Raw genomic sequence first — 13014 nt, 5'->3', positions numbered from 1 at the left:
TGCGTTGGGGCCGGCGTTGCGCTTACAACCGCATCAGCACCGACTTGAGTTCGGTGTAGTGCTCGATGGCGGCTGCGCCCATCTCGCGGCCGAGCCCCGACATCTTGTAGCCGCCGAAGGGCAGGGCCGGGTCCAGTGCGCTGTGGCAGTTGACCCACACGGAGCCGGACTTGATGCGCGGGATCATCCTATGCACGGCGCCCAGGTCGTTGGACCAGATGCTGGCACCGAGGCCGTAGGGGTTGTCGTTGGCCAGGCGCACGGCTTCGTCGAGGTCGTCGAAGGGCATGGCCACCAGCACCGGGCCGAAGATCTCTTCCTGCACCAGGCGGTGCTTCTGGTCGACGTCGGCGATCACCGTCGGCTTGACGAAATACCCCGGCCCGAAGCCTTCGCCGCCGCAGACGACCGAGGCCCCCAGCTCGCGGCCGAGGTTGATGTAGCCGGTCACGCGGTCCTGCTGGCGGGCGGAGATCAGCGGGCCCATCTGCACGCTCGGGTCCAGCCCGTTGCCCAGTTTCATGCCGTTGGCGATGCCGGCGATGTCGGCCACCACGTTGTCGAAGTGCTTGCGCTGCACGTACAGGCGCGAGCCGGCACAGCACACCTGGCCCTGGTTGAAGAAGATCGCCGTGGCGGCGCCGGCGGCGGCGTCCTGCAGGTTGGCGTCGGCCAGTACCAGGGTGGGCGACTTGCCACCCAGCTCCAGGGTGACGCGGGTCATGTTGTCCATGGCGGCCTTGCCGATCTGCTTGCCGACCTCGGTGGAGCCGGTGAAGGTCAGCTTGTCCACGCCCGGGTGGCGGGTGAGGGCGGCGCCGGCGTTCAGGCCGGTGCCGGTCACCACGTTGAACACGCCGGCGGGGTAGCCCGCCTCCAGCACCAGTTCGGCCAGCTTGAGGGCGGTGACCGGCGTTTCGTCCGCCGGCTTGAGCACCACGGTGCAGCCGGTGGCCAGGGCCGGGCCGAGCTTCCAGCAGGCCAGCAGCAGGGGGAAGTTCCAGGCGACGATGGCGCCCACCACGCCAACGGCTTCGCGGCGGATGAAACCGTGGAACTGGTCGTCCGGCATCAGCGGCAGGGAAACGTCGACGCTGCTGCCTTCGATCTTGGTGGCCCAGCCGGCCATGTAGCGGAGGAAGTCGATGGCCAGTTGCACGTCCATCACCTGCGCCACCGCCGCGCTCTTGCCGTTGTTGAGGCATTCCAGCTCCGCCAGTTGCTGGGCATCGCGCTGCATCAGGTCGGCCAGGCGCCACAGCAGGTTCTGCCGCTCGCGGGGGCGCATGCGGCTCCAGGCGGAGTCATCGAAAGCCTGGCGGGCGGCGCGCACGGCGCGGTCCACGTCGTCCGCGTCGGCCGAAGGCACGTGGCCGATGACGTCACCCGTGGCCGGGTTGCGGAAGTCCAGGGTGGCGCCGCTGGTGGCGTCCTGCCACTGGTCGCCGATGAGCATCTTCAGCGGGCGGTCGAGGAAGGCGCAGGTGGCCGGCAGGAGGGGCAGCTGGTCGGACATGGGGTCGCTCTCTTGTTGTCAGGGAAGGAGGTGAACCGCCATGGGGCAACCGCCATGCCAAGCTGCGCGCGAGGGCGCCAGGCGCCGTCTGCCGTGACCTGCGGCGCCGATGAGGTGGGCGCCGGCGCATTGGGGCTGTTGCACTTTGAGACGGCGTGAGACAACCCGTGCAACAGCCGCGCCCGCTGCGCTCGGGTGTCACCGTGGCGGCGTCTCAGGCTGGAACAGCCTGTCTCGAAATTAGACGCGTGCGGTGTTTCGCCACAGCCCCGATGAAGCCGCGTTGCGCGCTCAAGGCATTGATTCAGAAGGGTTTATTGGAAGTGGCACACATCCTGTATCGGCTGCGACAGTTGTGCCGCCCGGTTCGGCGCGACCCATAAGAACAAAACCGTGGAGGTCTGACCTTGAAGACGACTCGACTCCGGCGGCAAGCGGGCAGCCTGGTGCTGACCCTGGCAGCCTTGCTGTGTGCCCAGGCCCATGGGGCGGAAGAGGGGCCGGCGCTCCTCCAGTCCAAGTGCATGGGGTGTCACATCCCCGAGGGCAACGACACCTACAGCCGCATCAGCCACCAGCGCAAGACGCCCGAAGGCTGGCTGATGAGCATCGCCCGCATGCAGGTGATGCACGGCCTGAAGATCAGCGACGAGGACCGTCGCACCCTGGTCAAGTACCTGGCCGACAAGCAGGGCCTGGCGCCCAGTGAGACCGACGGCGTGCGCTACGCCATGGAGCGTCGGCTGAACACCGTCGAGCAGTTCGACGATCACCTCAGCCAGATGTGCGGCCGCTGCCACTCCGGTGCCCGTGTCGCCCTGCAGCGGCGCCCGGCGAAGGAGTGGGAGCACCTGGTCAACTTCCACCTCGGCCAGTGGCCGTCCCTCGAATACCAGGCCCAGTCCCGCGACCGCGACTGGCTGGACATCGCCCTCAAGCAGACCGTGCCCGACCTGGCCAAGCGCTTCCCGCTGGACAGCCAGGCCTGGACCGACTGGCAGAAGGCCCGGCCCAAGGCCGACGTGCTGCCGGGCCAGTGGAGCTTCAGCGGCCACATGCTCGCCAAGGGTGATGTGCGCGGCGTGATGACCGTGACCGCCGATGGCGCCGACACCTTCAAGGTGGACGTGAAGGGCCAGTACGCCGACGGCTCGCCGTTCACCGGCAGCGGCTCGGCGATCCTCTACAACGGCTACGAATGGCGCGGCAACGTGAAGGTGGGCGACACCACCCTGCGCCAGGTCTTCGCCGCCCTCGACGGGCAGATGACCGGCCGCATGTTCGAGAGCGAGCACGACGAGCGTGGCCTCGACTTCAGCGCCGCGAAGCAGGGCAAGGCCCGGCTCCTGGCGGTGCAGCCGGCGCAGGTCAAGGCCGGCAGCGAAGCCGAGCTGACCCTGGTGGGCAGCGGCCTCTCGGGCGCGCCGCAACTGGGGGCCGGGCTGGAGGTGGTGAAGGTGCTGGACAGCACCCCGGACCAGGTGCGGGTGAAGGTGAAGGCGGCCGCCGATGCTGCCCCCGGCCTGCGTGAGGTCTCCGTCGGCGCGCTGAAGGGCGTGACCCTGGCGGTCTACAAGGACATCGCCGAGGTCAAGGTGGTGCCCGCGTTCTCCATCGCCCGCATCGGCGAGAACGGCGGCTCCACGCCCAAGGTCCAGGGCCGCTTCGAGGCCGAGGCCTGGGGCACCGACGCTGCCGGCAAGGCCTACCGCATCGGCTACCTGCCGGCGAAATGGTCGGTGGAACCGTTCGATGAGCGGGCCAAGGAAGACGAGGACGTGAAGTTCGCCGGGGTGATGCAGAAGGATGGCGTCTTCGTGCCCGGCGGTGCCGGCCCCAACCCGGAACGCAAGATGATGACCAACAACGCCGGCAACCTGAAGGTGATCGCCGAGCTGGAGGAGGGCGGGCAGAAGGGCGAAGGCCACCTGATCGTCACCGTCCAGCGCTGGAACAACCCGCCATTGCCCTGAGTGGGAAGGACCGGGCAGGGCGGTAGCCCCGCCCGGATTCGAAACGAATCGGGACGAATTCCAGGAGGTCGCCATGGGCGCAATCTTGAATCTGGTCGAACGCAACCTGCACGAGGTGCAGGTCAACACCGACCGCATGCTGTTCCACATCCCCAGCAGCTCGCTGTTCGCCACCGACGCGCTGACCGGGGGCATCATCGACGCCCTGCGCCAGCAGGGCTGCTCGCCCGAGGAGCTGGTGCAACGCTTGGGCGGGCGCTTCGCCGGGGCCGAGATCGACGAGACCCTGCGCGAGCTGATCGCGCTGGAGGTGGTGAGCGACGGCTCGCCGCTGACGCCGGAGATCGGCCTGAAGAAGGTCGACCGCACCGCCCTCAACACCGTGGTGCTGAACGTCAACACCGGCTGCAACCTGAGCTGCACCTACTGCTACAAGGAAGACCTCGACAAGCCCTCGGCCGGCAAGAAGATGGCCGTGGAAACGGCCGAGGCCTCGGTGGAGATGCTGCTACGCGAGTCCCCCAACGAGGCCCGCTACAGCGTGGTGTTCTTCGGTGGTGAGCCGCTCTCCAACCGCCCGCTGATCGAGCACATGGTGGGCTACTGCGAGCGCCGCTTCGCCGCCGCGGGCAAGCAGGTGGAGTTCGTCATGACCACCAACGCCACGCTGCTCACCGAGGAGATCATCGACTGGCTGAATGCCCACCGCTTCGGGCTGTCCATCAGCATCGACGGGCCGAAGACGGTGCACGACCGCAACCGCATCACCGTGGGCGGGCAGGGCACCTACGACGTGGTCCGGCGCAAGGTGGAGATGCTGCTGTCGCGCTACACCAGCCGCCCGGTGGGCGCGCGGGTGACGCTGACCACCGGCGTCACCGACGTGGAGACCATCTGGGACCACCTGTTCAACGAACTGGGCTTCGCCGAGGTGGGGTTCGCCCCGGTCACCTCCGGTGACATCAGCAGCTTCAACCTCACGGCGGACGAGCTGGTGCAGGTGTTCGCCAACATGAAGGCCCTGGGCCGGCGCTACCTGGAGGCGGCGCTGGAGAACCGCAACATCGGCTTCTCCAACCTGCACCAGCTGATCACCGACATCCACGAGGGCCAGAAGAAGGCGCTGCCCTGCGGGGCCGGGCTGAAGATGCTGGCGGTGGACCACAAGGGCGAGCTGAACCTCTGCCACCGCTTCACCGGCTCCAGCCTGCCGACCTTCGGCAACGTGCACGGCGCGGTGAAGCAGGCCGAGCTCAACGACTTCCTCTCCCAGCGCCTGGACCGCACCGGCACCGGCTGCGACAGCTGCCGCATCCGCAACCTCTGTTCCGGCGGCTGTTACCACGAGAGCTACGCCCGCTACGGCGATCCCACGCACCCGACCTATCACTACTGCGAACTGATGCGCGACTGGGTGGACTTCGGCATCGAGGTCTACAGCCGCATCCTGGCCGGCAACCCGGCCTTCATCAGCCGCACCATCACTCCGCGGAAGGCGCACTGACATGAAACACCTCAAGCCGCTGAACCAGAAAGCGCACCTGCTCGAACAGGCCGCAGCCGAAGACCGCCTGGAAGAAGTCGTTGCCATGAGTGCCGTCGCCGGTTGCACGGCGACCACCGACCCGGGCTGGGAAGTGGATGCCTTCGGGGGCGTCAGCTCCCTGTGCCAGCCCATGGAGGCCGACCTCTACGGCTGCTCCGACCCCTGCTGGTGGCCGGCCCAGGTGCCGGACATGATGACCACCTACCAGGACTGGAACGCCAGCGCGCAGGACTCCTCGCAGGACTGGCGCAACCTCGGCACCGTCTTCCCCAAAGACAAATGACCGGCCACTCGAACACGAGGGAAAACCCGATGAAGCTCAATGCGTTCGCCAGCCTGGCCGTTGCCGCCGGGCTCGCCCTGGGTGGCCAGGCCCTGGCCGCCGACAACGCCGGCCTGGCACTCAAGGCCGGCCAGGAATACATGATCGCCACCAACTACCCGAACAACCTGCACGTGCTCGACCTGGCCAGCGACAGCCTCTACAAGACCTGCCGCCTGCCCGACGCCTTCGGACCGGGCACCGCCATGGTGTCGCCGGACCGCAAGACCGCCTACCTGCTCAACAACCACTTCGGCGACCTCTACGGCATCGACCTCGACAGCTGCCGCGCGGTGTTCCACGCCAAGCTCTCGCGCAAACCGGACGAGAAGGCCCGCTCCATGTTCGCCTTCGCCCTCAGTCCAGACGGCAAGGAGCTGTACAGCGTGGTCAACCCGACCCGCATGGCCAGCGACCACTACGAGGTCCAGCAGCCGCGCCTGGAGGTGTTCGACACCGCCGCCGGCCTGGACGCCCAGCCCGTGCGCAGCTTCCCGGTGCCGCGCCAGCTGTACATCATGCGCGCCGCCGATGACGGCACCCTGTATATCGCCGGGCCCGACATCTACAAGATGGACGTGAAGACCGGCCACTACGAAGTCGCCGTGCCCGGTCGCAACTGGAAGCGCCCCAACTACGGCCCGCCCGACGTGCTGTACTTCTGGCCGCACCAGACCCCGCTGCACGAGTTCTCGATGCTCTACACCACCACCAAGTTCAAGGACGAGAAGCAGGACCCGGCCACCGCCGACTTCGTCTACGGCTACGTGAGCATCGACCTGAAGACCGGCAAGCCCACCGTGGAGGACTTCGCGCCGCTGACCGAGCTGTATTTCACCGGCCTGCGTTCGCCGAAGGACCCGAACCAGATGTTCGGCGTGCTCAACCGCCTGGCCAAGTACGACATCAAGCAGCAGAAGCTGATCAAGGCCGCCAACCTGGATCACTCCTACTACTGCATCGCCTTCAACACCCAGGGCAGCAAGCTCTACCTGGCCGGAACCTTCAACGACATCGCCGTCTTCGATCCGGACAGCCTGGAGAAGGTGAAGAACATCAAGCTGCCGGGCGGTGACATGGCCATCACCACCACCCAGGTATTCGTGCGCTAGGCCGGTGACTCCCCCCGTGGCCCGGGCTTGTGCCCGGGAGCGGGGCGGGTCTGCCGTAGGCGTTCGCACGCGTCATTCCACGCCATCTACGACCAATGGGTCACTGGACAGAACAAAACCCTTTACCCAGATTGACGTTTACGTAAAGGTAATCGGCCTCCCTGCCCGAATCGGAGGCCACTCGGAACGACCCGATCCCACCACAACGACAAGAAGGGACAGCCATGCATCAACCGAGCTATACCCGGGGGCGCCAGGACAAGCCCCTGCTCGCCATGACCATCGGCGCGGCATTCGACGCCACGGTCGCCCGATTCCCCGAACGCGAAGCGCTGGTGGTGCGCCACCAGGGGCTGCGCTACAGCTGGCGCAGCCTGGCCGAGGCGGTGGAGGTCCATGCCCGCGCGCTGATGGCCCTGGGTATCCAGAGCGGCGACCGGCTCGGCATCTGGGCGCCCAACTGCGCCGAGTGGTGCATCACCCAGTTCGCCAGCGCCAAGGTCGGCGCCATCCTCGTCAACATCAACCCGGCCTATCGCAGCAGCGAGCTGGAGTATGCCCTGCGCCAGTCCGGCTGCCGCTGGGTGATCTGCGCCGACGCCTTCAAGACCTCCGACTACCACGCCATGCTCCAGGGCCTGGTGCCGGAGCTGACCAGCGCAGCCATCGGCCAGCTCGCCAGCGAGGCGCTGCCCGAACTGCGCGGGGTGATCAGCCTGGCCGCCGAACCGCCGGCCGGCTTCCTCGCCTGGGCCGACCTGCAGCAGCGGGCAGGGGAGACCACCCCGGCCGAGCTGGCCGAGCGCCAGGCCAGCCTGCAGTTCGACGACCCCATCAACATCCAGTACACCTCCGGCACCACCGGCTTCCCCAAGGGCGCCACCCTCAGCCACTACAACATCCTCAACAACGGCTACATGGTCGGCGAGAGCCTGGGGCTCACCGAGCACGACCGCCTGGTGATTCCGGTGCCGCTGTACCACTGCTTCGGCATGGTAATGGGCAACCTGGGCTGCGTGACCCACGGCGCCACCATGATCTACCCCGGCGACGCCTTCGACCCGCTCACCGCCCTGCGCGCCGTGGCGGAGGAGAAGGCCACCGCACTGTACGGCGTGCCGACCATGTTCATCGCCGAGCTGGACCACCCGCAGCGGCACGAATTCGACCTCTCCAGCCTGCGCACCGGCATCATGGCCGGCGCCACCTGCCCCATCGAGGTGATGCGCCGGGTCATCGGCGAAATGCACATGAGCGAGGTGCAGATCGCCTACGGGATGACCGAGACCAGCCCGGTGTCCCTGCAGACCGGCCCGGATGACGGGCTGGAACTGCGCGTCACCACCGTCGGCCGCACCCAGCCGCAGCTGGAGAGCAAGATCGTCGACGCCGATGGCCGCATCGTGCCGCGCGGCACCATCGGCGAGCTGTGCACCCGGGGCTACAGCGTGATGCTCGGCTACTGGAACAACCCCCAGGCCACTGCCGACGCCATCGACCCGGGCCGCTGGATGCACACCGGCGACCTGGCGGCCATGGACGACGACGGCTACGTGCGCATCGTCGGGCGCAGCAAGGACATGATCATCCGCGGCGGCGAGAACATTTACCCCCGCGAGCTGGAGGAGTTCTTCTTCACCCACCCGGCCGTGGCCGATGTGCAGGTGATCGGCATTCCCTGCAGCAAGTACGGCGAGGAGATCGTCGCCTGGATCAAGTTCCCCCCCGGCCACAGCGCCGGCGAGGAGGAGCTGAAGGCCTGGGCCAAGGCTCGCATCGCGCACTTCAAGGTGCCCCGGCACTTCCGTTTCGTGGACGAGTTCCCCATGACGGTGACCGGCAAGATCCAGAAGTTCCGCATGCGCGAGATCAGCATCGAGGAACTGACGCCGCCCCGGGACGGCAAGGTGACGGCGATCCGCTAGCGCCCCAGGGAGCCGCGTCTTGCGCGGCTCCTTATCCCGCCTTCCATCTCCTACACTGGGCGCCCGTAATCGCCATGACCCCCGGAACGCCATGACAGGAACGTCTGCCGAGAAAGGCACCATCTCCGTCCGCCTCGTTGACGAAGCGCTGCAGGTGCTTCGCCAGCAGGGGGGCGACGTCGCCGCACTGCTGGAGCAGGCCGGCATTCCCACCGAGCAGATGGCCCGGCCCTACGGCCGGGTCGCCTCCAGGCAGTACGCCCAGCTGTGGCTGCTGATCGCCCGGGTGATGGATGACGAGTTCTTCGGCATGGACAGCCGCCGGCTCAAGTCCGGCAGCTTCGCCCACATGAGCCGGACCGCCCTGCAGGCCGCCACCCTGGGGGACGCGCTGCAGGCCAGCCTGACCTTCCTCGCCCTGGTGCTGGACGACCTGCAGCCCCGCCTGGCGCGGCGCGGCAGCCTGGCGGAGATCGTCCTTGACGACAGCGGCGCGCCGCCTCGGGCCTTCGCCTGCTTCACCCTGTTCCTCATGGTCCACGGCCTGCTCTGCTGGCTGGCCGGGCGGCGCCTGCCGATCCTCGGCATCGAGCTGCGGGGGCCGCAACCGGCCTACATCGAGGACTACCGGGTGATGTTCACCCCGCACCTGCGCTTCGGCCGCGACACCACGCGCCTGGTGTTCAACGCCGACTGCCTGGCCCAGCCGGTGCGCCGCAACGAGGCGGACCTGCGGCGCTTCCTCGCCGGTGCGCCGGCCAACATCCTGGTGCGCTACCGCGACCCCCAGAGCCTGGCCGCCCGCATCAAGGCCTACCTGCGCAGCCTGCGCCCCGAGCGCTGGCCGGACCTGGAGGCACTCTCCGGGCACTTCTACATGGCGCCCTCCACCCTGCGGCGCAAGCTCACCCAGGAAGGACAGTCCTACCAGGCGCTGAAGGACCAGGTGCGCCGCGACCTGGCGGTCGCCCGGCTGGACGCGGGCGAAGTCAACTTCACCGAGCTGGCCTTCGAGCTCGGCTTCGCCGACGCCAGCGCCTTCTACAAGGCGTTCCGCAAGTGGACCGGCTCCACCCCCGGGCAGTACCGGGCGCTGGTGCACCCCGAGGCGGGCTGAGCCCCTTCACTTGGCGAACAGCTGGCCGATGTCCCGGAATGCCTTGAACTCCAGCGCGTTGCCGCACGGGTCGAGCAGGAACAGCGTCGCCTGCTCGCCCACCTGGCCCTTGAAGCGCACGTAGGGCTCGATCACGAAGCGCGTGCCGAGGCGTTGCAGCCGCTCGGCCAGGGCTTCCCAGTCCTCCCAGGCGAGCACCACGCCGAAGTGCGGCACCGGCACGTCGTGGCCGTCCACCGGGTTGGTGTGGGCGGCGAGCTGGCTGGCGGTCGGCGGGTGTTCGTGGATCACCAACTGGTGACCGAAGAAGTCGAAGTCCACCCACTGCGCGCTGGAGCGGCCTTCGGCGAGGCCGAACACCTCGCCATAGAAATGCCGAGCGGCGGGCAGGTCGTGAACGGGGATTGCGAGGTGGAAGGGGGCGAGTTGCATGCTGTGCTCCTTTGATCGTGTCTTCATTCTAGAGATGGAGATTTCGATGCAAAGCCAGGATTATTTGTGTCGAGCACGAACGTTTTCGATCAATGAGGGACCCCATGCTGCGAGAGATCCGCACCTTCGTCGCCGTGGCCCGCCATGGCACCTTCGCCGCTGCCGGCATGCACATCGGCCTGACCCAGTCCGCCGTCAGCGCGCAGATCCGCAACCTGGAAGAAGCGCTGGGCGTGCGCCTGTTCGACCGCACCGGCCGCCAGGCGCTGCTCAACGCGGCCGGTGAGCGGGCGCTGCCCCTGGCGCGGGAGATGCTCGACCTATTCGCCCGCATGGCGGTCACGGACGAGGCGGGCGCCCATGCCGGGGAACTGCGCATCGGTGCCATCGCCACCGCCCAGACCGGGCTGCTGGCGGACGCGCTGCTGCGCCTGCGGGAGCGCGCCCCGGCGGTGGAGCCGAAGCTGGTGCCCGGCGTTTCGCTGAACCTGCTGAGCCAGGTGGATGCCGGCGACCTGGACCTGGCCATCCTCATCCGCCCGCCATTCGAACTGCCCAAGGAACTGCATGCCGAGGTGCTACGGGAGGAAGCCTTCGTGCTGGTGGTGCCGCGCGGCCTGGAGGGCGACGACCCGCTGCGCCTGCTGGCCGAGCAGCCGCTGGTGCGCTATGACCGCACCTCCTTCGGCGGGCGCCTGGTCACCCGCTTCCTGCGCCAGCAGCGGCTGGACGTGAAGGTGGCGCTGGAACTGGACGAGCTGGACGCCATCGTGCGCATGGTCGAGGCCGGCCTCGGCATCGCGCTGATCCCCGAAGCGGGCCTGTGGCTGGAGCGCGACGCCGCCATCCGCGTGGTCCGCCTCGGCCCGCTGACCTTCCACCGGCAGATCATCCTGCTCACGCGCCACGCCCAGCGCCGCCAGCCGCTGCAGCGTCTGTTCGCAGCGTGCCTGGCCGGGGAGGACGCCAAATAGCCGGGCCCTAGACCGCCCGCAGGCCGGCTTCGGCGGGGGCCTGGCCGGATGGCGGGGCCTTGAGCAGCAGGCGGATGCGGTTGGCCAGGGCGTCGATGGCGTAGGGCTTGGCCATGACCTCCATACCCGGGGGCAGGGGTTCGTTGCCGAACGGGGCGTTCTGGGCGTAGCCGGTGATGAACAGCACTTTCAGGTCCGGGCGTTGCAGGCGGGCGCGGCGGGCCAGTTCCAGGCCGTTCAGGCCCCCCGGCAAGCCGACGTCGGCCAGCAGCAGGTCGACCCCCCGCTCGCCGGCCAGCAGGGCGAGGGCCCCGGGGCCGTCCGCGGCTTCGAGCATCTGGTAGCCAAGGTCTTCCAGCACTTCGCGCATCAGCTGGCGCAGGGGCGCTTCGTCGTCCACCACCAGTACGGTGGTGCGCTGCTCGGCGCGGGGGATTTCAACCGGGCGGGGTGTTGGTGCGGGCTCTGCCTCGCCGTGGTGGCGGGGCAGGTAGAGGCTGAGGCTGGTGCCCTGGCCGAGGGTGGAGGCGATGCGCACCTGCCCGCCGGATTGCCGGGCGAAGCCGTACACCATCGAGAGCCCGAGGCCGGTGCCCTGGCCCACCGGCTTGGTGGTGAAGAAGGGTTCGAAGGCTCGGCTGATGACGTCCTCGCTCATGCCGCTGCCGGTGTCGCTGACCATCAGCACCAGGTAGTCCCCCGGTTCCAGCCCGCGCTCGCCGGCAGCCTGGGCACCGAGCACGACATTATTGCTGCCGATGCACAGGCGGCCGCCGTTGGGCATGGCGTCGCGGGCGTTGATGCAGATGTTGAGCAGGGCGCTTTCCAGCTGGTTCGGGTCCACCAGCACCGTCCACAGGTCCGGGCCGTCGACGCACTCCACCTCGATGTTCGGGCCCATGGTCCGGCTGATCAGTTCGTGCAGCGTCGCGACCAGTTGGTTGACGTCGGTGGGGCGCGGATCGAGGGCTTGGCGGCGGGAGAAGGCGAGCAGGCGGTGGGTGAGGGTGGCGGCGCGTTCGGCGGCGCTGCGGGCGATGTCGATGTAGCGGTTCAGGTCCTCGGTGCGTCCCTGGGCGATGCGCAGGCGCAGCAGCTCCAGGCTGCCGCTGATGCCGGCGAGGAGGTTGTTGAAGTCATGGGCGAGGCCGCCGGTGAGCTGGCCCACGGCCTCCATCTTCTGGCTCTGGCGCAGTTGCTCCTCGGCCTGGCGCAGGGCGTCGGCGCGGGCGCGTTCCTCGGTGGTGTCGCGGCCGATGGCGCTGATGAAGCCGTCGCCGGAGGAGGAGGACCAGTTGATCCAGCGGTAGCTGCCATCGCGATGGCGCATGCGGCTGGCGTAGTCCCGCAGGGGCTCGCCCTGGACCAGGCTGTGGATGGCGGCCCAGGCGTCGGCGAGGTCGTCGGGGTGCACCAGGTCCAGGCAGTTGCTGCCCACCAGCTCGGCTTCGCTCCAGCCGAGGATGTTCTGCGTGGCGGGGTTGGCGGCGGTGATCACCAGGTCCTGGCGCGACACCAGCATGATGTCCGGCGAGAGGTTCCACAGGCGGTTGCGGTCGCGGGTGCGCTCGGCCACCTGGCGCTCCAGGTTGTGGGTGAGCTGGCGCAACTGGCGCTCGGCGGTGACCCGGGAGGTGGTCTCGATCACCGTGTCGAGCATGCCCAGCACCCGGCCGTCGGCGTCCCGCAGCGGGCTGTAGCAGAAGGTGAAATAGCTCATCTCCGGTCGCCCGTGGCGGTCCAGCTCCACGGGGAAATCCTCGATGAAGGTGGCCTGGCCCTGGTAGGCCCGCTCGGCGATGGGGCCGATGCTGTCCCAGGCTTCGCGCCAGATGTCGTCGAAGGGCCGGCCGAGCGGCTCGTGCTTGTTGCCGAGGATGGGCACGAAACCGTCGTTGTAGATGGAGATGCGCTGCGGCCCCCATACCAGGCAGCAGGGGAAGTGCGAGGACAGGATGGTGTCGACGCTGATGCGCAGCGCCTCGGGCCAGTGCTCGATGGGGCCGAGCGGGGTGCGGGACCAGTCGTGCTGGCGCACCTGCTGGCTCATCGGCCCGGGGGCGGCGGGGAAGGGGGTAGCGTCCATGTCAGGATTCC

The 13014-nt window shown here is 68.4% G+C and carries 10 protein-coding genes; 7 read left to right on the top strand and 3 right to left on the bottom strand.

What is annotated here, in order from left to right; translation table 11 throughout:
* Positions 1–22: 22 nt before the first annotated feature.
* On the bottom strand, positions 23–1516 hold the full coding sequence (locus tag SZ55_RS08165; protein WP_044403970.1) for an aldehyde dehydrogenase family protein: 1494 nt from the start codon (positions 1514–1516) through the stop codon (positions 23–25).
* Between the two features lie 407 nt (positions 1517–1923).
* On the opposite strand from SZ55_RS08165, the gene peaA reads away from it, so the two are divergent.
* From peaA to SZ55_RS08135, 6 genes are all read left to right on the top strand, one after another.
* Positions 1924–3489, top strand: coding sequence for a quinohemoprotein amine dehydrogenase subunit alpha (gene peaA / locus SZ55_RS08160; protein WP_044403967.1), 1566 nt, complete (start codon positions 1924–1926; stop codon positions 3487–3489).
* 73 nt (positions 3490–3562) lie between these two features.
* Complete coding sequence (peaB, locus tag SZ55_RS08155) at positions 3563–4993, top strand: quinohemoprotein amine dehydrogenase maturation protein (protein WP_044403964.1); 1431 nt, start codon at positions 3563–3565, stop codon at positions 4991–4993.
* 1 nt (position 4994) lies between these two features.
* Entirely contained in the window at positions 4995–5318 is a 324-nt protein-coding gene (qhpC, locus tag SZ55_RS08150) for a quinohemoprotein amine dehydrogenase subunit gamma (RefSeq protein ID WP_044403960.1), read from the top strand.
* A 29-nt stretch (positions 5319–5347) separates the two neighbouring features.
* Positions 5348–6469 carry a quinohemoprotein amine dehydrogenase subunit beta gene (gene peaD, locus SZ55_RS08145; RefSeq protein WP_044403957.1) on the top strand — a complete coding sequence of 374 codons (1122 nt, stop codon included), beginning with the start codon at positions 5348–5350 and terminating at the stop codon, positions 6467–6469.
* 224 nt (positions 6470–6693) lie between these two features.
* Entirely contained in the window at positions 6694–8394 is a 1701-nt protein-coding gene (locus SZ55_RS08140) for an AMP-binding protein (RefSeq protein ID WP_044403954.1), read from the top strand.
* A 91-nt stretch (positions 8395–8485) separates the two neighbouring features.
* A complete protein-coding gene (locus SZ55_RS08135) occupies positions 8486–9511 on the top strand; it encodes an AraC family transcriptional regulator (RefSeq protein ID WP_044403951.1) in 1026 nt (341 codons plus the stop codon).
* Positions 9512–9517: 6 nt separating this feature from the next.
* Here the strand turns inward: SZ55_RS08135 and SZ55_RS08130 are convergent, their stop codons facing one another.
* Positions 9518–9943 (bottom strand): VOC family protein, encoded by a 426-nt coding sequence (locus SZ55_RS08130; RefSeq protein ID WP_044403949.1) that lies wholly within the window; start codon positions 9941–9943, stop codon positions 9518–9520.
* Positions 9944–10047: 104 nt separating this feature from the next.
* Here SZ55_RS08130 and SZ55_RS08125 point away from each other — a divergent pair, with 104 nt between their 5' ends.
* Positions 10048–10917 (top strand): LysR family transcriptional regulator, encoded by an 870-nt coding sequence (locus SZ55_RS08125; protein WP_044403947.1) that lies wholly within the window; start codon positions 10048–10050, stop codon positions 10915–10917.
* 7 nt (positions 10918–10924) lie between these two features.
* Here SZ55_RS08125 and SZ55_RS08120 read toward each other — a convergent pair whose 3' ends face one another.
* A complete protein-coding gene (locus SZ55_RS08120; RefSeq protein ID WP_044403944.1) occupies positions 10925–13003 on the bottom strand; it encodes a hybrid sensor histidine kinase/response regulator in 2079 nt (692 codons plus the stop codon).
* Positions 13004–13014: the final 11 nt, after the last annotated feature.

Origin of the sequence: Pseudomonas sp. FeS53a, from assembly GCF_000931385.1 — a bacterium.
GTDB lineage: Bacteria > Pseudomonadota > Gammaproteobacteria > Pseudomonadales > Pseudomonadaceae > Metapseudomonas > Metapseudomonas otitidis.
Note: the sequence above shows the minus strand (reverse complement) of the source record. Positions and strands in the feature narration are given on the sequence as shown.

Excerpts from the sequence above, each read along its gene's own strand:
- SZ55_RS08165 (WP_044403970.1), bottom strand. The coding sequence starts at position 1,516 with ATGTCCGACCAGCTGCCCCTCCTGCCGGCCACCTGCGCCTTCCTCGAC.
- peaB (WP_044403964.1), top strand. The coding sequence starts at position 3,563 with ATGGGCGCAATCTTGAATCTGGTCGAACGCAACCTGCACGAGGTGCAG.
- qhpC (WP_044403960.1), top strand. The coding sequence starts at position 4,995 with ATGAAACACCTCAAGCCGCTGAACCAGAAAGCGCACCTGCTCGAACAG.
- peaD (WP_044403957.1), top strand. The coding sequence starts at position 5,348 with ATGAAGCTCAATGCGTTCGCCAGCCTGGCCGTTGCCGCCGGGCTCGCC.
- SZ55_RS08140 (WP_044403954.1), top strand. The coding sequence starts at position 6,694 with ATGCATCAACCGAGCTATACCCGGGGGCGCCAGGACAAGCCCCTGCTC.
- SZ55_RS08135 (WP_044403951.1), top strand. The coding sequence starts at position 8,486 with ATGACAGGAACGTCTGCCGAGAAAGGCACCATCTCCGTCCGCCTCGTT.
- SZ55_RS08130 (WP_044403949.1), bottom strand. The coding sequence starts at position 9,943 with ATGCAACTCGCCCCCTTCCACCTCGCAATCCCCGTTCACGACCTGCCC.
- SZ55_RS08125 (WP_044403947.1), top strand. The coding sequence starts at position 10,048 with ATGCTGCGAGAGATCCGCACCTTCGTCGCCGTGGCCCGCCATGGCACC.
- SZ55_RS08120 (WP_044403944.1), bottom strand. The coding sequence starts at position 13,003 with ATGGACGCTACCCCCTTCCCCGCCGCCCCCGGGCCGATGAGCCAGCAG.